General features: G+C 65.9%; 14 protein-coding genes. 13 read left to right on the top strand and 1 reads right to left on the bottom strand.

All coding sequences use genetic code 11. The features are described 5' to 3' along the window. The first annotated feature begins 155 nt into the window (after positions 1-155). The 11 genes from fxlM (PVK74_RS10580) (at position 156) to PVK74_RS10530 (ending at position 17,382) form a co-directional block, all read left to right on the top strand. Positions 156-1,385, top strand: a complete 1,230-nt coding sequence (gene fxlM, locus PVK74_RS10580) for a methyltransferase, FxLD system (RefSeq protein WP_274479264.1) — start codon at positions 156-158, stop codon at positions 1,383-1,385. Positions 1,386-1,499: 114 nt separating this feature from the next. Continuing rightward, positions 1,500-2,708, top strand: coding sequence for a methyltransferase, FxLD system (fxlM, locus tag PVK74_RS10575; protein ID WP_274478968.1), 1,209 nt, complete (start codon positions 1,500-1,502; stop codon positions 2,706-2,708). A gap of 78 nt (positions 2,709-2,786) precedes the next feature. Then, the gene (locus PVK74_RS10570; RefSeq protein ID WP_274478967.1) at positions 2,787-2,951 is read left to right on the top strand and encodes an FxLD family lanthipeptide; all 165 of its coding nucleotides are present in this window, start codon (positions 2,787-2,789) and stop codon (positions 2,949-2,951) included. Between the two features lie 171 nt (positions 2,952-3,122). Next, the gene (locus PVK74_RS10565) at positions 3,123-6,134 is read left to right on the top strand and encodes a lantibiotic dehydratase (RefSeq protein WP_274478966.1); all 3,012 of its coding nucleotides are present in this window, start codon (positions 3,123-3,125) and stop codon (positions 6,132-6,134) included. Beyond that, positions 6,131-7,354, top strand: coding sequence for a lanthionine synthetase C family protein (locus PVK74_RS10560; RefSeq protein WP_274478965.1), 1,224 nt, complete (start codon positions 6,131-6,133; stop codon positions 7,352-7,354). The genes PVK74_RS10565 and PVK74_RS10560 overlap by 4 nt, the downstream gene beginning before the upstream one ends. Positions 7,355-7,370: 16 nt before the next feature. Further along, positions 7,371-8,192, top strand: coding sequence for a thiopeptide-type bacteriocin biosynthesis protein (locus PVK74_RS10555; RefSeq protein ID WP_274478964.1), 822 nt, complete (start codon positions 7,371-7,373; stop codon positions 8,190-8,192). Further along, complete coding sequence (locus PVK74_RS10550; RefSeq protein ID WP_274478963.1) at positions 8,189-9,253, top strand: hypothetical protein; 1,065 nt, start codon at positions 8,189-8,191, stop codon at positions 9,251-9,253. Before PVK74_RS10555 ends, PVK74_RS10550 begins: the two co-directional genes overlap by 4 nt. Positions 9,254-9,701: 448 nt before the next feature. Next, positions 9,702-12,143, top strand: a complete 2,442-nt coding sequence (locus PVK74_RS10545) for a type I restriction-modification system subunit M (protein WP_274478962.1) — start codon at positions 9,702-9,704, stop codon at positions 12,141-12,143. Then, complete coding sequence (locus tag PVK74_RS10540) at positions 12,136-13,353, top strand: restriction endonuclease subunit S (protein ID WP_274478961.1); 1,218 nt, start codon at positions 12,136-12,138, stop codon at positions 13,351-13,353. The genes PVK74_RS10545 and PVK74_RS10540 overlap by 8 nt, the downstream gene beginning before the upstream one ends. A 79-nt stretch (positions 13,354-13,432) precedes the next feature. Beyond that, positions 13,433-16,660 carry a type I restriction endonuclease subunit R gene (locus PVK74_RS10535; RefSeq protein WP_274478960.1) on the top strand — a complete coding sequence of 1,076 codons (3,228 nt, stop codon included), beginning with the start codon at positions 13,433-13,435 and terminating at the stop codon, positions 16,658-16,660. Between the two features lie 5 nt (positions 16,661-16,665). Further along, positions 16,666-17,382, top strand: a complete 717-nt coding sequence (locus PVK74_RS10530) for a M48 family metallopeptidase (protein WP_274478959.1) — start codon at positions 16,666-16,668, stop codon at positions 17,380-17,382. 1 nt (position 17,383) lies between these two features. On the opposite strand, the gene PVK74_RS10525 is transcribed toward PVK74_RS10530, so the two are convergent. Beyond that, the gene (locus PVK74_RS10525; protein WP_274478958.1) at positions 17,384-19,456 is read right to left on the bottom strand and encodes an AIPR family protein; all 2,073 of its coding nucleotides are present in this window, start codon (positions 19,454-19,456) and stop codon (positions 17,384-17,386) included. 649 nt (positions 19,457-20,105) lie between these two features. Here PVK74_RS10525 and PVK74_RS10520 point away from each other — a divergent pair. Next, the gene (locus PVK74_RS10520) at positions 20,106-20,486 is read left to right on the top strand and encodes a hypothetical protein (RefSeq protein ID WP_274478957.1); all 381 of its coding nucleotides are present in this window, start codon (positions 20,106-20,108) and stop codon (positions 20,484-20,486) included. A gap of 2 nt (positions 20,487-20,488) precedes the next feature. Continuing rightward, positions 20,489-21,106 (top strand): HEAT repeat domain-containing protein, encoded by a 618-nt coding sequence (locus PVK74_RS10515; RefSeq protein ID WP_274478956.1) that lies wholly within the window; start codon positions 20,489-20,491, stop codon positions 21,104-21,106. Positions 21,107-21,195 lie beyond the last annotated feature (89 nt).

Genomic DNA, 21,195 nt, shown 5'->3' with positions numbered 1-21,195 from the left:
ACGAACCACTCCTGTCGTTAGGCGTCGGTGACATCGCAGGAACTAGCGCAGGGCTCCCGCCGGCGCCCTGTCTTCCTGCATTCGCCGCACCAGGCGTGCCCCGAATGCAGGGAGTGCCTGTCCGACCCGATGAGAAGGAAGTATGAGTGACCCAGATGGCTGAGCCACGCATCAATGCCGACCGCGCCGCCCAGCTGCGCGCCGCGCTGGTGGACACACTGCGCGATGAGGGGATGGTCACGAGGGCTCTCGTGGAGGCGGCGGTCCGCGTGGTGCCGCGGGAGCGGTTCATGCCGGCCGGTACACCGCTTGAGGTCGCCTATGCCTACGACAACTCAGTGGTGACCAAGCGCGATCAGCACGGCATGGCGATCTCGTCGGTGTCCGCGGCGTACATCCAGGCGCGGATGCTGGAACTGGCCGAGCTGCGACCTGGCATGACGGTGCTGGAGGTCGGCTCGGGCGGGCTGAATGCGGCCTACATCGCCGAGATCGTCGGGCCGGAGGGCCGCGTGGTGAGCATCGACATTGACCCGGAGGTCATCGACCGGGCCGCGACCGCGCTGGACGCCACCGGCTACAGCAGCCGAGTCCGTGTCCTGGTCGCCGACGCCGAGCACGGTGTGCCGAACGAGGGGCCGTTCGACGCGATCATCGTGACGGTCGGGGCGTGGGACATCGCCCCGGCCTGGCTTGGCCAACTGGCTCCGGATGGCGTGCTCGTTCTGCCGCTGATCATGAACGGGGTCACCCGCACCATCGGGTTCCGGCGCGACGGCGACCAGCTGATCAGCACGTCGGCCGAAGTGGCCGGGTTCGTGCCGATGCAGGGCGCCGGCAGCCACGCCAACCAGGTGCTCGAGCTAGCCGATACCACCGGCGGCAAGGTCAAGCTTTCGTTCGACTCCGGCGCACCCCCGGATCTGATTCAGCTCGATGGCGTGCTGAACGCCGGCGCGGCCGAGTGGTGGTCTGGCGTCACGGTCAGCCACGGGATCTCCTTCGCCGACCTGCACCTGTGGCTCGCGTGTTACCTGGATGGGTTCTGCCGCCTCGCCGCCGACGAGGGCAGCGCCCTGGCTGCCCGGAAGCGCTGGTTGCCGTTCGCGGTCGTACGCGGAGCCGGGCTCGCCTGCCTCGTGTTGCGGGACGCGATGCAGGGCGCCGGGGCGGAGTTCGGTGCCCGCGCCTACGGACGCGACGGGCAGGTGGCCGCCACCGCGTTGATCGAACAGATCCAGGCGTGGGACCGAGCCGGGCGGCACACGCCTCCGACGTTCGCCTACTGGCCCGCCGGCGGCGACCGCTCCCAGATTCGCGCCGACGCCACGGTCATGAACAAGACCCACGGCGTGGTGACGATCTCCTGGCCCACGAGCAGTTGACTCTGGCCTCGGGCCAGCCTCGCTGGGCCATGTTGCAACAACCCAGCCGCCCAAAACCATAGGGCGAAGCGGGACGCCAAGTCCGCCAGCCCCCGCTACCCGAAAAGGATTCCCATGACATTGCAGGTCGACGACGCCACCACCTTGCGCCAGGCCATGGTGGGCACCCTGCGCGACGAAGGTCTGATCACCACCGACAGCGTCGCCGCGGCAATGAACGCGGTGCCCCGGCACGAGTTCGCACCCGGCGAACCGCTGGAGAAGGTGTATCAGACCAACAGCACCCTGGTGCCCAAGATCGACGCTCAGGGGCGTCAGACCAGCGTGGTCTCGGCCTCGCACATTCAGGCCATCCAGCTAGAACTGGCCGAGGTACGGCCGGGCATGAACGTGCTGGAGATCGGCTCGGGCGGATACAACGCCGCCCTGATCGCGGAGGTCGTTGGGCCGACCGGTTCGGTGACGACCGTGGACATCGATGCCGACGTCGTGGACCGTGCCCGCGCAGGTCTACGCCGGGCCGGGTACGAGCAGGTCAACGTCGTGCTCGCCGACGCCGAGCACGGCGTGGCACAGCACGCGCAGTATGACCGGATCATGGTCACGGTCGGGGCGTGGGACATCCCGCCCGCCTGGCTCGATCAGCTCACCCCGGACGGCCGGATCGTCGTTCCGCTGCGTTTCGCCGGGATCACCCGCCTGGTCGCCTTCGACCGCGCCCCCGGCAGGTCGGTGCTGACGGCCAGCAACTACCGGCTCGGCTCGTTCGTGCCGATGCAGGGCGACGGCGCCGCCAGCGAGCAGCTGATCCCGGTCACCCCCGACGTCGGGCTGCGCCTCGATCAGAACAGCGCTCTCACGTTCGACGTGCCGGCGCTGCGCAAGGCGCTCCACACCAAGCCCGTGGAGAGCTGGTCGGGCACGCCGTTCGACATGCCGGACGAGCTGGAGCTGTACCTGCTGACCAGCGGGCCGGAACTGCCGATGCTGCACGCCGCGCAGGCCGCGGTCGATCAGGGCGTAGTCAACCGCACGGTACGCAACGGCACCCCGACGCTGGTCCGCGGCGGCAGCTTCGCCTATCGCATCAAGCGGGAGAATCCGCAGCCCGTCAGCGGCTACGAGACCGGTGTCATCGCCCACGGGCCGGAAGCCGAGCAGGTCGGTGCAGAGCTGCTCGCCATGATCCGCACCTGGGCGGACTGCTACTACCGGCGCGGCGCTGCCCACATCACCTACCACCCGAACACCGCCGACACCAGCGACCTGACCGGGTGGCACAGCACCAAGCGACACGGCGTCCTCGCCATCGCCTGGTCCTAGAAGACTTCGGCGCTCACCTCAGCGGCCCATGCCGGGGGAGCGTCGGGGACCCCTATCACTCCAACCAGGGAGGTTGTCATGGCCCAGCTCGCCACGGTCCAGCCCGACGTCGAGGGCTGCATCCTCGACGACTTCGATCTCGACATCGAGTTCATCGAGGCCGGTGGCACCGTCGAGCACATCATCAAGATGACCGAGGACAACTGCGGTAGCACCTGCGCGTCGGCCTGCACCAGCTGCTGACCAGCCGCATCCGCTGGTGGCTCGCTCTGATGGCCAGCCCGAACCAGGTGGGCAGGCCGCAAGACGAGCCATCGACATCGGGTCAGGAGTGCCCGGCCCGGGGAGACCTGCTCTCGAAGGTTGGGCACTCCTGACCCGTAGACAGATGATCACGTCCGTGGGGAGGCTGGTGTGTATCGCAGCGTGAACGATGCCTTGATGCTCCGGGCGGCCGTACTTCGCCCCGGTCAGCTCGGCGTATGGCCTGACCTGACCAGCAGCGACACGGCGGCCAGTTGGCGGCTGTGGCTTGCCGAGGCGTTGACGATTCCGGAGTTCGCGGCAGCCTTGGCCCACGCGTCGCCGGACCTCGCCGAGCGGGCGACCGCCGCCATCAACGGCGGCCTGTCGCATGCCAACGCCCGCCGGGTGGTGCTCGCGGTCATGCGCTACCTGCTGCGCGCTGCCACCCGTGCCACACCGTACGGGTTGTTCGCGGGCGTCGTCGTCGCCACCGCGAGCCGCACCGGACGCATCCGCTGGGGCACCGCGCATCGCCCTGTCGCTCGCCTCCAGGCACCCTGGCTGGCCGCCGTCCTGGATGGCCTGGAGTCCGACGTGCGGCTGCGTCCGCATGTGATGGTGCGCGCCAACAATCTGCTGGTCGAGCGCAGTGAGAAGCTGGTGCTGGAGTACCGCGCCGCCACGAGTGACCCCTACGGCGCGCCCACGCATCTGCGCATCAAGGCCAACGACATGATCCGCGCGGCTCTCGCGTTGGCGGCTGAGCCGATCCGGTGGGCCGACCTCATCGGCAAGCTGACGGCCGAATGTGGGGCGCCGCAGGAAGGCGCGCAGCGGCTGATCGGCCAGATGGTGACGCAGCGGTTGCTGTTGACCAGCCTGCGCCCGCCGTCGACCGAGACCGACCCCCTCACGCATCTGGTGGTACAGATGGAGACTGCCGCAGCCGAAGGCGGCGACGTGGGCGAGCTAATTGATCCGCTGCGTCGCGTTCGCGATCTCAAGGCCCGACACGACCGCGCACCGGACGAGGCCACAGCTGCCGCCCGCCGCCGGGAACTCGGCGTGGCCGCCGCCGTGATCAATCCCGGGCAGGCGGTCGGGGTGGATCTGCGGCTGGACTGCGACCTTGTGGTGCCGACGACGGTGACGGCCGAGGCGTGCCGGGCCGCTGCCGCGCTGACCCGCCTCGCCCGGCCGACATCGCTTCGGTGGCGGGACTGGCATACGCGTTTCTTGGACCGGTATGGCCTGCACGCCCTCGTCCCCGTCCTGGATGCGATCGATGTTCAGGTGGGTCTCGGCTACCCGGACGGCTTCACCGGCGAACCAGCTGACGCGTCGGCCGTGACCGATAGGGATCGGGGGTTGCTCGCCTTGGCGCAACGTGCCGCCCTGCGCCGGGAACACGAGGTCGTCCTCGACGACGCCCTGCTGGAGAGGCTGGGCGGCCCGGCACCGACCGAGATCCCGCCGACCGCCGAGCTCACCGTGCGCGTCCACGCCGACTCCCTCCAGGCCATCGCCGGCGGCGACTTCCTGCTGTCGGTCGTACGGGCGTCTCCGCAAGCCTTCTCCACCGCTGGCCGGTTCCTGGACATGTTCGGCGCAACCGAGCGGCACCGGATGGCCTCCTGCGCCACCGACAGCCCGACAGTCAGCGCCGGAGCGTTGCTGGCCCAGCTTTCTGCGGTCACCCGCTACACCATCAGCCTGGACGTCAACCGCGCCCCCCAGGTGCTGCCACATCTGATCCCCGTCGGCGAGTACCACGCCCCGTCGGAGGCCGCGATCGGCTTGGACGACATCGCGGTAACCGCCGACGCGCACCGCCTATACCTGGTGTCGATCTCCCGCCAGCAGGCGCTGCAGCCGGTCGCCGTGAACGCGGTCGAACCGGTACGGCACGCCCACCCATTCGCCCGCTTCCTGGCCGAAGCGCCCGTAGCCCTCGCTACCCCGTGCACACCGGTGGAGTGGGGGCCAGCGGCCAAGGGCTTGCCGTTCCTGCCCGCGCTGCGGTACGGCCGGACCCTCCTGAGCCCCGCGCGGTGGCACCTGAACGCCGCCGAACTGCCCGACCGGAAAGCCCCCTGGCAGCAGTGGGACCAAGCGCTTACCGCCTGGCGGGAGGCCAGCGGCTGCCCTACCGCAGTCTCGCTCGGGGTCGGCGATCAGACCCTCGGCCTCGACCTGGATGGACCCGCTCACCGGGCGCTGCTACGCGACCACCTGACCCGCAACCCGACCGCCCTGTTGCGTCTCATCCCCGAAGGCGACGGCTGGATCGGCGGGCATCCGCACGAGATCGTCATCCCGTTGACTGCCACCACCGCGAGACCACCACCGCCCCGCCTCAGCAGCCCCCTGGTCGATGTCCGTTCCCACGGCAGCCTGCCTGGCAGCGACCACCACTACCTGAAGATCTACGCCCGGCCGGAGGAACAGACCACCATCCTTACCGCCCACCTGCCTCGGCTTGTCGGGCAACTCCCACCGGCGGGCAGGTGGTGGTTCCTGCGCCACGCCGACCCGGAGCCACACCTGCGGCTGCGTACCAGCGGCTTGCCCATCGACGCCATCACCGGCTGGACACGAGAGCTGACCGACGCCGACCTGACCCGGCGAGTCCAGTGGGACACCGACTTCGGCGAGCCTGGCCGCTTCGGCAGCCCGGCCGCGTACCAGGCGACAACAGCGGTGTTCGCGGCGGACTCCGCAGCCGCGCTCGCCCAGCTGGCCGTCACAGCGCGATCGTCCGCCCCGGGCTGGCAGGCGTTGACCGCCGCGAGCATGGTCGACCTCGTCACGGCGGTCATCGGCGACCCGCACGATGCCCTGCGATGGCTGATAGCCCGGACCCGCGCGCACCGGCCAGCACCCCCACGAGCGGTCTACGACCAGGCCATCCGCCTGGCCAAGCCGTACGACCCCACCGCCGTGGCGTCCCTGCCCGGCGGCGAGAACCTGATGGACCGCTGGGCCGAACGCCGCCGCATCGTGGCCGCCTGGCGCGACAGCCTGCCCACGGTCAGCACCGTCCCGCCGGTCGAGCTGCTGCCCGACCTACTGCACCTGCACCACGTCCGCGTTGCCGGACTCGACCTCGACAGCGAACGAGCCTGCCTGCACCTCGCCCGCGCCGCCGCGCTGAGCTGGACGACAAGGAGCACCTCGTGACCACCCCGACCACCACCGGCAACCACTTGGACCTGCTCGGGGCGGTATGCGCCAGACTCGCTAGCCCCTCCATCGTCGGCCCGTCCCCCGACGGGCGGACCCGGCCGCAATCGCTGGCCGGAGGCGCGGCGGGCATCGCCCTGCTGCACATCGAGCGGGCCGTCTCCGGACATGGCGACGAAGCCACCGCCCACCACTGGATACGCGCCGCAGCCAACGAACCGGTCAGCATCGGCCGCAACTCCGACCCCTTCCACGGCGCCCCCGCGTTGGCGTTCATGCTGCACACTGCCCACCCCCTCGGCGGCTACCACCGAGCCCGCGCCAGCCTCAACGACGCCACGATCACCCTCACACGTCAAAGGCTGGCCGCCGCCCACGCCCGCATCGACCGCCGCGAACCATTGACTATGTACGAGTTCGACCTCGTCCACGGCCTGACCGGGCTCGGCCTCTACCACCTGCACGCCCACCCCGACCACCCCGTCAGCCACGACCTAGCCAGCTACCTCACCCGCATCACCGAACCCGTCGGCGACAACGCCGCTCAGCCGCCGTGGTGGCTGCCCTCCGGGCTCGGCGGCACACCCGACCCCGACTTCCCGCACGGTCACGGCAACATCGGCATGGCCCACGGCATCAGCGCCGTCATCGCCCTGCTCGCCTACGCCATCCTCCACGGCCACGACACCCCAGCAGCCCGCAACGCCCTCGCCGCCCTCTGCGACTGGACCGACCACCACCGCCACGACGACCCGGCCGGAAGCTGGTGGCCCGGCTACGTCACCCCAGACACCACCCCACGGCGGCACCGTCCCTCCTGGTGCTATGGCACCCCCGGCATCGCTCGTGCCCAGCAGCTCGGCGGGCTCGCCCTGCACGACGAAGCCCGTCAGCAGCAGGCGGAGAACGCGATGCTCGCCGTACTACGCGACACCACCCAGCGCGACCGACTTCCCGAGATCGGCCTGTGTCACGGCAAAGCCGGCCTCGTCCAGTCCGCCTGCCGCATAGCCGCCACCAGCACCGACCCGCAGCGCTCAGCCCAGCTCACCGCCGAGCTACCTGGCCTTGCCGCCGAGCTTGCCAGCCAGCTCGCCGCCGACACCCAACGCAGCGCAGAGTTGATGGACGGCACCGCCGGAGCCGCGCTCGCCCTCCACACCGCCGCCACCGGCACCTCGGCCACCAGCTGGGACGCCTTCCTCGCCCTCACCTAAACGAGGGAACGCGCTGATGACGGCACCCGAATGGCGGCAAACCACGATCGCCTTTCCTGATCCACACACGGCAGAGCAGGCAGCCAGGACGCATCTCGCGCCGATCCTGGCCGAAGCCGAAGCCCGCCACCTCATCACCACCTGGTTCTACGTACGCAAAGACAACTGGCGGCTGCGCTACCTCCCCGCCACAACATCCGACGCCGACCGCTACCTGACCAGCGAGCTGGAGCGGCTCAAGCACGCCCGTCACATCCGCGCCGCCGTCCCCGGCATCTACGAGCCCGAAACCCACGCCTTCGGCGGCACCGAAGCCATGGACACCGCCCACCGGCTCTGGCACCACGACAGCCGCCACCTACTCACCCGCAGCACCGACCACACACCCGGCCGCCAACGCGAACTGTCGATCATGCTCTCGGCCACCATGATGCGAGCGGCGAGCCTTGACTGGTACGAACAAGGCGACGTATGGGCACGCGTCGCCGAACACCGAGACCCACCCCAACCAGCGCTCGTCGACTCCCTGCTCAACGCCGCAAGAAGGCTCCTCACAGTGGACCCGGCCAGCCTCACCCGTGGCCAAGGAGCGCCGCTGGCCGGCTACCACACCTTGTTCGAGGCTCACACCTCCGCCGGTGACACCCTCCGGCACCTCAACCAGACCGGACAGTTGCACCGCGGCCTGCGAGCCACCCTCGCACACCACGTGATCTTCACCTGGAACCGGCGCGGCATCCCCGGCCTCCACCAAGCGGCCCTCGCTACCGCTGCCAAAACCATCATCTTCGGCCCCGACCCCACGCACAGCACTCACACAACAGGCGGTAAATCATGAACCCGGCCGTCGCCCGCAGATTCCCGCTGATCGCCCGAACCCGACCCGTCTGCACACCCCTGGCCCAGCGCGTCTCGGACCTCCAGAAACGCGCCGACCTCGCCCGGCAAAGCGGTGACGTGGCCGCCGCGACCGCAGCGTTCAACCTCGCCGCGCTCCTCGCCTCCGACTGCGGCATGCCCGACCTGGCCCGCACCTGGTGCCATCGGCTCGCCACCGCCGCACTCGACCACGGCAGCGATCCCCAGCACGCGCTCGAACCCATCGTGAACCTCGCCCGTCTCCGCATCCGCGCGGGCGACGGCCTTGCTGCGTGGACCCTGCTGGAAACCCTCTTCCAGGCCATCGACACCCGTACTGACGCCCTGATCGACGGCCTCACCATCCCCGCCGCCCGCCTCACCGAGGCATCCGGCACCCACACCAAGACACGAACCTGGCTATGGACCGTCCTGCTCGGCACCGGCGCCCACGCCCTCGCCACCTCCGGGCGATGGGACGAAGCCAGCCACCGCCTCACCCAGTACAACGGCGTCGGCGTACGCATGCTCGACGGCAGGCAGATCACCGTCATCGCCCACGCCATAGCAGGCCGCCACCGCCAGGCACGCGCGATCCTCGATGCCACCAAACCCGGCGAACCATGGGAAAACGCCGTCACCGCATGCCTGCACCTGCTCATGCCATGCTCTGGGGACGATCAGGCGAGCACGGCGCTGACGGCCTACCACGCACTCGGGCCCGTCAAGCCCGGACTCATCGTCTTCCACACCCGACTCGGCCTCACCCTCCTCGACGCCCTCGACAAAGATCACCCAGCCGCCGAGCAGATCACCGTCGAACTGACCCAGTACGCTGCTGACGACGGATACGCCGCACGGGATCTACTGACTCACCCCACCTGCCTCGCCGCCGCCCCCTACCAACGAGTCAGCCAGCTCAAGACGCTCGTATCAGCATGCGGCTTTGACGCAGGCACCCTGCCGGCGGCGCACCTGAGAACCCTGCTCCGCGCGCTCGACATCGCCGAATCGGTCATAGCGCGCCCTCGCAAGCGCTGACCAGCCGACGGGCAACCCGGCTCCACCGATCGGGACGCCCGCGCGGTACCGCCCAATACAGCGGCGGCGCCTTCGCTGATGCCGGTCGCCGCCACGGCGTCCGCCGCTCGATGGAGCGGATTGGCTCATGTTACGACAAAGCCCTGGCCGAGGCGTTCTTCGCCCTCCCTCAAGCGTAAACTCGACGTCGACAGGGTTGCCTCTGTGCAGGTACGTGGCACGTCCTTCATCTTCAACCGCCATCGCCGGCGCACTGGGAATTGCCCCGTAGGTAGCAATCCGGGCATTTGGGTTACGGTCGGGGGTGCCGTTCCATGGATCGCCGCGAGCAGGGATAATTTGGCAGACGCGATGATCGCCACCTGGGCCGCGCCCCGCCGGGCACGGTCCATTCGGCAATCGGGTCGACCCCATGGCCGACGGGCCCCTGCGAGCGAGAGGTCACCACGTGGCTAGGCTGACGTTGCCGCAGCTGGAACGGCACCTTTTCGGGGCTGCGGATATCTTGCGCGGCAAGATGGATGCCTCCGAGTTCAAGGAATACATCTTCGGGATGCTGTTCCTGAAACGTGCCTCCGACCAGTTCGACGTGGTCCGTGAGCAGTTGGTGAGAAAGTGGAAGGCGCAGGGTAAAAGTCCGGACGAGGCTGAGCGGATGGCCGACGCCCCTAACTTCTATAGGGGCGAGAGTTTTTATGTCCCCTTGGACGCTCGCTGGCAGTATATCAAGGACAACTCTCGGCGAAAGAATGTCGGGGAATTGCTCAACACGGCGCTTAGCTCGCTGGGGGAGGTCAACTCGGCAGCACTGGAGGGCGTCCTCGAGCACATCGACTTCATGAAAAAGGTGGGCCAGTCGACCATCCCCGATCGGCGGCTGCAGAGGTTGATTGACCATTTCCATCGGGTGCGCCTGCGTAACGAAGACTTCGAGTTCCCTGACCTGCTGGGTGCGGCGTACGAGTATCTGATTGCTGAGTTCGCCGACTCCGCTGGAAAGAAGGGCGGTGAGTTCTACACGCCGCGGGGTGTGGTGCGCATGATGGTCAGGCTCGTCAAACCGGAGCCTGGCATGCGCATCTACGATCCTTGTGCAGGCTCCGGCGGGATGCTCATTCACGCCAAGGAGTATGTCGAGGAGCATGGCAAGGATCACCGCGACCTAACTCTCGCCGGCCAAGAGTACAACGGTGGGACCTGGGCCATCTCCAAGATGAACATGATCTTGCACGGTGTGCTCAACGCCAGCCTGGAAAACGACGACACGCTAGCCAACCCTCTACACCACGAGGGCGACGAGCTGATGCGCTTCGATCGAGTTTTGACCAATCCGCCGTTCTCCCAGAACTATGTCGCAACTGACATGCGGCACCCGGAGCGATTCAAGTACGGCTTTGCACCGGAAACGGGCAAGAAGGCCGACCTCATGTTTGCCCAGCACGTGCTCGCCGTGCTTACCCCCGACGGCGTCGGAGCGACCGTGCTCCCGCATGGTGTGTTGTTTCGCGGTGGCCGGGAGAAAAAGATCCGTGAGGGCATTATCAACGATGACCGCCTGGAGGCGGTCATCGGCCTGCCCCCAAATCTGTTCTATGGGACTGGCATTCCCGCCTGCATCCTCGTACTGCGCGGGACGGCAAAACGGCGCAAGGATCGACAGGGTAAGGTACTCTTCATCAACGCCGACCGCGAATTCACCAGCGGTCGCGCGCAGAATTACCTTGAGCCGCAGCACGCGGAGAAGATCGTATCAGCGTTCGAGGAGCACCGCGATATACCCGGCTTTGCTCGTGTCGTCGATGTCAAGGAACTAAGGAATAACGACTTCAACCTCAACATCCGCAGGTATGTCGACAATACGCCCCCGCCGGAGCCGCAGGACGTGCGCGCTCATGTGCACGGTGGTGTGCCCAAGACCGAGGTTGCCAGTAAGTCTCACCTGTTCACCGCGTTTGGCATCGATCCGGCAAGCCTACTCGCCGATAGAGATGCGCACTATTTCGACTTCCTGCCGGAGGGTTGGGAGTCGACCGCCAAACGTCTCCCGGCACTCGCCCGCCCCGCGGAGACACGGTTGCGGGACGTCTTCACTGACTGGTGGACGCAACACAGTAAGCGGCTGGTCGAATTGCCTGACTCCCGGATGGTCATGGAGATCCGCGCGGAGCTCCTCGACTCGTTTGTCGGCGAGCTGAAGCCGCTGGGCTTACTCGACCGCTTTGAACTAGCTGGGGTGGTCGCGGCGTGGTGGGGGGAAACTCAGTACGACATGAAGACGCTAGCGCTCAACGGTTTCGAGGGCGTGGTCGAAGGGTGGCTCACAACGATCGAGTCGGCGTTCGAGCTCGACGAGGAGGAGTTGGAATACTGGGACAAACAGAAGATCGAGGCCGAGAAGCGCAAGGCCCGCGACCACCGTGTCGTTCCGGCCCTGATCCCGGACTATTTGGCCGAGCTTGACGAGGCCGAAGCCCGGTACGCCGACCTGAACGCTCAGCTCAGAGCGGCGACTGCCCGGTCGGACGAGGAAGACGACGAGGCTCAGGACCCGGAGAACCAGCTGACTGAGGCCGAGCTAAGAAGGCTGAAGGCCGACACGGCTGCGGCGCGGAAAGACGTTACGGCGCTGGCGAACGACTTTCTCCCGCGGCTGCGGACGACCGCCGCTGCCCTGAGCCCCGATGAACGTCGCGCCCTCGTACTGGAGGTGCTTCGCCAGCAGCTCGCCTCGCGCCTCGACTCACGCGTGGCCGGCGCCCGCCGGCTCCTCGAAGCCGCGTTCCGTACATGGGCCGACAAGTACGCGGTCACGTTGCGTGAGCTGGAGGCCCAGCGTGAAGCGGCAGCGGCTCGACTGGAGACCTACCTCAAGGAGCTCGGCTATGCCTAGCGTGCCCGGTGGTTGGAGGCGGTTCACACTGAGTGACATCACGCTGGAGGAGGCCGAGCGCGTCGGCGGCCGGCGCGGCGTTACGGTGCTGTCATCCACGAAGCACCTCGGCCTGGTTCCATCAGATGAGTATTTCAAAAACCGATCCGTCTACAGCAGCAATCTGTCCGGATACAGGGTGGTCCGCCGTGGCTGGTTCGCGTATGCGACGAACCACCTGGCTGAAGGGTCAATCGGCCTGCAACAGGACTTCGAGCTCGCCTGTGTCAGCCCCATCTACACGGTCTTCTCGTGCACTGATGAGGTGTATCCGCCATATCTGTTCCGAGTTCTGAAGTCCCCGGACCTGATCGCGAAGTACGGAGTACACGAGCAAGCGTCGGTGGACAGGCGCGGCGCCGTTCGGTACCGCGACTTCAGCCGCATTGAGGTGGCTCTTCCGCCACAGCAGGATCAACGCCGGATCGTGGAGATTCTCGACACCATAGAGGATCAGATCGCCAACCAGCGGCTTGTTGTCGAAAAGACTTCTCACATCACCGCCGCTTTGATCGAAGCAGAGCTTCGGCGAATCACGGGCCTCGCCGCGTCCACCGCTAGTCTCGGAAGCGTCGCGACCGTTGCCACTGGCGTCACATTGGGAACGGAAACCGGCGGAACAGTTGAAGTGCCATACTTGAGGGTAGCGAACGTCCAGGACGGCTACATCGACACGACCGAGGTGAAGTCGGTACGGGTCAGCAAGAGCGATGCGCAACGGTATATGCTGCGAGCTGGCGACGTGCTCCTCACCGAAGGCGGCGACTTCGACAAGCTCGGTCGCGGTGCCGTGTGGGATGCCCGGATCGATCCATGCATCTGCCAGAACCATATCTTTCGTGTGCGCTGCGACAGGTCCAGATTGCTACCCGCCTACCTTGCGGCGTACACGTCCTCGAACCAGGGCAAGCAGTACTTCCTCAGCATCGCCAAGCAGACAACGAACCTAGCCACGATCAACAGTCGCCAGCTGAAGGCGATGCCGGTTCCGATCCCTCCGCTTGAGGCGCAGCACGAGTTGCTGTCGCTGCTGGCGGCCCAGAAGACAAGCACCAGTACCGAAGGGGCCCGCCTGCATCAGCTGATCCTTCTGCGGCACGGCCTTACTGAGGACCTGCTGACCGGGCGGATACGGGTCGCCGAAGCCGGTGCCCGGCTGGAGGACGTCTAGCCTCTCCGCGCTTCACAGCTTGTCGGCCAGAGTAGATATGCTCGTCAAGGTACGCCGACGGCTGGGACGGAGCGGTTTCGTGGCAGGTGGGCTGGAGTATTCCCTGGTGGAGAAGCCACTTATCGAGCAACTCCAGCAGATGGGCTGGCGGCATCTCGAAGGCGCTGCGCACGACGAGGTCATCCCGACCGTACCCGCTGCCTCCGGACGGGTCAGTTTCGACGAGGTGATTCTGGAGGACAAGCTGCGCGCCGCGCTGCGGCGGATCAACAAGAATCCGCTGGGCGAAGAGTGGCTCACAGAGGACCGAATCAGCCTGGCCATCAACGGTCTCACCCGGACAGCCCCCGCAAGCCTGCTCGACATCAATCGAGCCGCCACAGAACTGCTGCTCAGGGGCGTCGCGGTCGAGGGTGTCGAAGGGTGGGAGGGCGGCAAGACCCGGACGATCCACTTCATCGACTGGCACCACCTGGCCAACAACGAGTTCACGGTAGTCAACCAGTTCCGTGTGGACATTCCCGGCGGGCGGGGGCCGATCGTGCCCGACCTCGTGTTGTTCGTGAACGGCATACCCCTTGTCGTCGTGGAGTGCAAGAAGACGACCGAAACCAGCCTAAATGTGGCCATTGGCCAGATCCGCAGGTACGCCGAACAGGTGAACAGTGAGTACCGCGTCGGCAATCAGAAGCTGTTCCACACCGTGCAGCTGACTGTGGCGACGAGCGGGGAAGACGCTCGACTGGGCACGTTCACCGCCGAAGCTGATCGCTACATTCCGTGGCGGGACCCGTACCCGCTAACCCAGGAGGAACTCGCATCCCTGCGGGGCAAAAGCGCCGCACAGCTGAGCCGCCAAGAAATCCTGGCCGCCGGCGTGCTGGACCCAGCGAACCTTCTCAACATCGTCCACAACTACGTGACCGTGATGACGACCAACCAGGGCAAGATCGTCAAGGTCGCGCCGCGTTATCAACAGTTCCGCGCGGTCGAGAAGGCGATCAAGCGGCTCCATACGGGCAAGACCCGCCGCCAGGACGGCGCGGGCGACCGTCGCGGCGGGATCATCTGGCACACGCAAGGCTCCGGCAAGAGCATCACCATGACCTTCCTGGTACGCCGCCTGCGGTTCACCCCAGACCTCGCGGACTTCAAGGTTGTCGTGGTGACGGACCGCACCCAACTTCAGGATCAGCTAAGCGCAACCATGAGTCTCAGCGGCGAGATGGTGTACACGGCAAGGACGGCCTCTCGCGCCAGGACGCTGCTGGGCAGGCGCGGCCCAGCAGTGGTTTTCGTGATGATCCAGAAGAACCAAGCCGGCGACGGTGTCACCGCGGCCACATCGCTGGGCGAGGTAATGAACGCAGATGAGTCCATCGTCGTACTTATCGACGAGGCACACCGTTCCCACACCGCCTCGCTCGGCGCCAATCTCCGCGAGGCCCTGCCTAACGCCGCCCGTATCGGCTTTACTGGCACGCCCATCATGACCAGGAAGGGCATCCGCAAGACAAGCATCGACCTGTTCGGTCCGTTCATTGACACCTACCGGCTCAGGGAGGCCGAAGAGGACGAGGTAATCGTCCCGATCCTCTATGAGGGCGTGAAAGTCAAAGCTGCGGTCCGGGACAGCCAGGACCTCGATGACATTTTCGAAGACGAGTTCGTCGACCTCGGCCCTGAAGAACGCGAAGAGCTTCAGCGGCGTTGGGTCACCAAGGGAAGGGTCTCGGCGGCACGCCAACTGATCGACGCCAAAGCCAAACACATGTTGCTGCACTATGTTGACAATGTGCTGCCGGAAGGGTTCAAGGCGCAGTTGGTGGCTTACGACCGGGAGGCCACAGTCAGCTACCGCGAGGCGCTACTTGAGGCCCGGGATGAGCTGGTCGCGGCCATCGAGAAGCTACCGCCCGACGTGCTCGCCATGCGCGCTGAGGAGATACGCAACTCCAGTCGCGCGCGTCTGGTCCGAGCCGCCAGGCACCTCGACCTGTTGAAGCGGATCGACTTCCTCCCAGTGATCTCCAAGGGCGAGGCGGAGAACGAGCACCGACTTGCCGAATGGAGCGACGAGACGAAGCAACGGGACCGTATCGCCAGCTTTCTCCGCCCGTTCGGGGAGAACGACACCGCCTTCATCATCGTCCGCACGATGCTACTCACCGGGTTCGACGCGCCGATCGCGCAAGCCATGTACCTCGACAGGCAGCTCGAAGAGCATGATCTACTGCAAGCCGTAGCGAGGGTCAACCGCACCGCCGCCCGAAAAACCCATGGCCGCGTCGTGGATTACCGTGGTGTCGCCAGAAACCTGCTCGAAGCGCTGCGCGTGTTCGCCGACGAGGGGTTCTCCGTCGACGAAGGCAAAGATGTCCGCGGTGCGCTGATGGACGCCCGGCTACACGTGGCGAAGCTGGAACCGCAGGCACAGCGGTTGCGTCTGATGTTCCGGTACCCCGAGGATGTCGAGCGGTGCGTGCAGGCCCTCGCCGAACCGGAGTTACGAGATCGGTTCGACGCAGAGCTCGCCCGGTTCGCCCGGACCGTCAACACGGTCCTGCCCGATCCGGCTGCCAAGCCGTATCTGCCCGACCTGAAGCGCTTCATGGTCATCAAGCTGATGGCAACACGTCGATACCGTATAGATTCCGGTGATTTCGATCCGCGAGCTTACGGTGCGAAGATTCGTGCGCTGATCGATGAGCACATCGCCTCGCTCGGTATCGAGCAGCAGCTGCCGCCCATCAACATGACCGCGCCTGGGTTCGCCGCGAAGGTCGAAGCCATGGCCGGCGGTCCCCGAGCGAAGGCATCGGAGATGGAGAACGCCATCCGGTACCACATCACCGTTCATCGTGGCGAGGACCCGGCCCGCTACCAGAAGCTCAGCGAGCGCTTGGAGATCATTCTGAGCGAGCTGAAGGACGACTGGGACCAGCAACTACTAGCGCTCAACAAGCTGATGGAGGAGATCGTGCACGCCACGCCCGAGGACGACTCCGGCCTCAACGAGGTCGAGGCACGGCTGCATCGAACGATGACTGCCGAGCTGGCGACGTCACCGGATGATCTCGACGATCCCCGGTTCACCGATGCGACCCGGGACCTCTACCAGCTGGCCACTCGCACGATCCATCGTCAGGACTTCTGGCGAAAGACTGTCGACCAGGAAGAACTGCGCCGCGAGATCTTCGAGATCCTTTACGAGCGATCCTTGGGTGACTACGTCCAACTTGATCAGCTCGCCAGTACTTTACTAGATGTGCTCAAGAGTAACCGGCGCCTCATACCAAAGGCGTGACACCCATGCAGGTGACCACAAGCCGGCCCCCAGCCCTCCTACGCATCGGCGACCTGGACATCGCTGTGACCGTGAGCGAGCGCCGTAGGAGTGTCCGGCTCACCGTCGAACGTGATGCCTCGATCACCGCCGTCATCCCGCCCCTCGTTTCATGCAACGAACTGGTGAGGATTGTCAAGGCCAAGAGGTCCTGGCTCTATGGCAAACTGGCCGAGAAGCGGGACATGAGTGAATCGCCGCCCGCTAAGAAGTATGTCTCCGGGGAAGCATTTCTCTACCTCGGCCGTTTCTATCGCCTCAGGTTGGTCGAGGCGCCGGCCGTCAGGCTGTTCCGTGGCCGGCTGGAGCTTCCGGATGGTGGCGGAGCTGAGGATTTGGTCGGCTGGTATCGGCGCGTCGGGCAGCCGTGGCTGACCAGACGCGTGCAGCCTTGGACGTCGCGCATGGGGTCACCGATAACGGGGCTTCGCGTCCGCCCTCTTGGCTACCGTTGGGGATCCTGTTCCAAGGACGGCACCGTCAATATCCACTGGGCGGTGATGCAGCTTCCGCCCACCCTGATCGACTACGTGCTCGTCCACGAGCTCGCGCATCTCCACCGTCGCGATCACGGGGCAGAGTTTTGGCGCATCGTCGGGCGCGCTATGCCTGGCCACGAGGAGTACCGCGAACGCCTACGGACAGCGGGGAACAATCTGTGGCTTCCCAACGAGCCTCGATGACTCATTCGGATATGTCCGCACGAGCAACGTTTGCGATATCCACAAGCGACCCCGCACCCGGCACGAACCAACGGCTTGTTCCCTGAACCGTCTTGAGTCTGGTCCCTGTCGCCAGCTTGACCATGAGCTGCACAAGCGCCGTCGGCGAATACTGCTTGCCATCGGCTTCCCAGAGCAATGGGTTACGGCGGTGAGTAACCCACGTTGCACGACCACGACGAGGGTCCTCAGCCAACCAGAGGTCAAGCGCTCTGCGCTCCGGCCCGGTTCGTGCCCGGAACTCCAATGCGGTGCCGTCAGCGATGGCACCGGCGTCGACGATGACTCCGACAGCGTTACTCTTGCGCTCTGGCTTGGTCGCTCGATACTTGTCCGGAAGATCCGCGACCTCCTCCACGATGCGGGCCTGCGGCGGGGCATAGCCGAGGAGCAGGCGAGTTTTCTCCTCGGACTTGAACACCGTCTGCAGATAGCTGGTCGGCATCAGGTGATCAACCTGCCTAACCAGCAGCGAGAGTGTTGCCCTCGTCAACTGTCGCGCTTGTGCCACGACCGGGTCCCAGTTCGTCTCAGCATCGCTGATCCCGCGCAGATCCAGATGCCGACCGACGATGTTGACAATCGCCAAATCACCGTGAATTGCAACCTGGGCAGCTCGACCGACCACGTCATTCTGTGCCCCGTCCAACTCCTCCTTCACTGCGCGCAGCAGCAATACAGAGCGCCAGACGCGGTAGGCGTTGATCTTGAGTCCGAACAGTTTGTCGTAGGCGTCTTCTCTCCACAACCGCTCATGTCCCTGCTTGGCGCGCGCCACCATCACCGGGTCGCGATGCAAACTCGCCAACGCTGATGCCGCTTCGACCACCGAGCATCCCGCACGGGGCTCCGGCTCCCGCTCGCCGCGCCGAATCACATACGCCTTGTGCAAAGAGAGGGCGAACTCATCACGAATCCGCGCCTGGTTGGGGTCGAGAGAGACGAAGTCACGCGCCTCGACCCGATTCTGCGTATTGGTAGCCTTAGTCACCTCATCCGCGAATCGTTCAGGACAGTTCTCCAGCGAAATAACCCGAACCCATACCCGCGCATCCGCGGCCTTCTCCGAGTTCTGCCGCATCGCTTCGGCGACACAATGAACCGTCTGCGCACCGTTCACCACACTGGCGCCACTCAACACCAGATCAGCGGGCCCATGGGTATTCATCGCGTGCCTAGCGGTCCTGCCCAGGTTGTCGCACAATACTGTGATTCCATTGTTGAAGTACAGGAAATCCTCTGGCCGGGTAACCAAGGTGTCGATAAGCGCTTGGTTGACCTCGGTGATTCCTAGCGCGGCCCGGATGTTCTTGTCGAATAGCCGGTCCCCGAACCGTGCGGACCAGTCGGCGATCTGAGAGGCGTTAACGACACCTTGGTACACCTTGTACGGCTGGTCCGTGTACCCGGGACTATCCAGACGCAGCTCAAGATCGACCGTCGCTTCGCCGATTCCGGCCGCCGAGCGGACGATGTCGTGAAAGTCCTGCAGGCCGAGTACCCGCACATTGACCAGATCTCCGGCATCACGCACGATCTTGTCAAGGACCGCCTGTACTGGTGCCGCCAGTGTGCTATCACCGAGCAAGGCGACTACCAACGTGATCTTCACTTGTGGGTTGCTGATTACTTGGTCGATCTTTGCTTCGAGGGCACGGAATCGCTGGTTGAAACCGTCGAACTCGGCATTCGTGATGTTGTCCAACGCCTCGCGCATCTTTGCTGCGTCGCCCACGCCGAAGCCCGCGTTGCCCTTGTCGCTCCATTTCGACTGGGCCAGCCACAGCACCGGAGGGCGATCTTGTGTCAGCGCGACGTCCACATGGCCGTCATCGAACCCGTCGACGATCGAGGTGGCGGCCTGGACCTTGTCGCACCCGCTGAGTTGCTGAACCGCTAACGCACCCAGCGCGCGGCTATAGAAGGAGCTCTCCCGCTCGCTCTCTGGGCGGCCGTCAAGATCTGAGAGATCTACCAGGTGTCGGAACTCCCGGTCTAGGAAGTCGCGGACATGCCGAACATGAAGCTGACTCACGAAGTCTCCCCGAGGTCCACCGCGACGAGTCGTGCCTTCACGACCGCGGCGCGCCAGTGATCGCGCTCAAAATATAGAGTGCGCCGCCCCCTCGCCGCGACAGGTGACCAGTGCCGCTGCAGGCCCCGCCACCGGTCGACCGAAACCTGACACAACCCGCTGCGACGTCGACTACGACGCCCAGATCGATGACGGTGGGTTCGTTTTCACTCATTTCGCGACAGCGACCTGTCCTCACGGGACGGCGGCGCTGGGTCCGTCGTTGCCTGGTTGAAGCGCTGCTTCAGCAGGAGGACGGATGGGTTGTGTCCTAACAGTGACTCGACTGGTTGCCGCTCGTGTTCGGGGCACCAGTGGCCCAGGTTCCCAGCCGCCCTGAAGTCGATGTCCTAGGACGCTTTAGGGTGTGCATCAGCGCAGGCGGTGGCGGCTTCGACCGCAGTGTTCAGCGCCGTCTCGGGGAGCGCGCGCTCGGATAGACGGCGGCGTTTGGCATGGTGACGCGGATGATCGACAGTGCTGGAGGGGTTGGAGGCCGTGCTCCGGCATGCCACGGAGCTTGAGGACGACTACGACGACGTCGTGCCGATCCTCACCGCTTTCGCGACGTGCGGGGACGTCACCTTGGTGCCCCGGTTACATGAGGCGCTTGACCGGTTTCCTGTACGAGCGGAACTTCTACGGTCGCGACAAGATCGCCGGCATTCTGGCCGGCGTGCAGGGTCTGGCTGCGATCTCGGCGCTTCTGCGCGCGTCGGCCCGGGATCTCGGTTACGGCCAGGACAGTTTGACTGGCGAGATCATCGACCTGTTGCCTACAAACAAGGCAGCCGCGCGTCGCTCGGTGCTGGGCCTGGCTACTGGTGGCACCGCCGAACTACGCCGGGCAGGGCTGTGGGCACTCGGATTCGTGGTTGAAGCGCAGGATGTCGAACTGCTGGCCGCGGCCGACGCCGACCCGCGGGTCACGTCCGTGGCGATCGGCTCGATTCCCAACCCTGCTGGCGAGACCGAGCATTCCTGGTGCTAGTCATGGCGCTGCGCGACGCCGACGATCAGGTACGCATCTCGGCCGCCAGCAGGCTCGGCTGCACCGGCCGGGCCGACGCGATTGCAGCACTGGCCACCCTCGCCGCGGACCCCGTGCCGCGGGTACGGCCGATGGTCGCGTACGCACTCGGCCAGCTCCGCAAGGTCGAGGCAACCCCGGTGTTGCTGCGGCTGCGACACGACCCCGATCGGCACGTCCGCGAGAACGCCCTCGAAGCCCTTGGCTCAGTCGGCGGGGCGGCGGCGGTCGACGCGTTGCTGCTGATCGCCGCTGACGAGGACCCGCTGCGAGCCCAGGCCGCTCGGGCGCTTGGCAGGGCGGTGGACTCGGATCCGCGCACACAGCAGCAGCTCACGACGCTGGCGCAAGACGACGAGCCAGCGGTGCGCGCCGCCACCACCAGCGGCGCCGTCAGCACCGATAGCGTGCGATTCGCGCCGGGCGCCGTTCGTGGTCGGGCTGGCGAACGACCCAGACCCGGTGATCCGCCAGCGCGTCGCCCCCGAATCTTTCCCGGTACACCAGCGGCCCCGACCCGACCGTGCGCCGGATCGCCGATACCGAGCTTTGCCCGGCTGACCGATACCGCCGCAGGCTAATCCCCAGTGCCAATGGACAGGCACCCGCTGGAGCCTGAGTTCCCCGAGCTGGCGTGGCTTACCCGGAGATCGCTCGCGCCGGCAGCCTG

The sequence above is a fragment of the Micromonospora chalcea genome, assembly GCF_028768405.1.
GTDB lineage: Bacteria > Actinomycetota > Actinomycetes > Mycobacteriales > Micromonosporaceae > Micromonospora > Micromonospora chalcea.
This window is presented reverse-complemented; position numbering and strand designations above follow the sequence as displayed.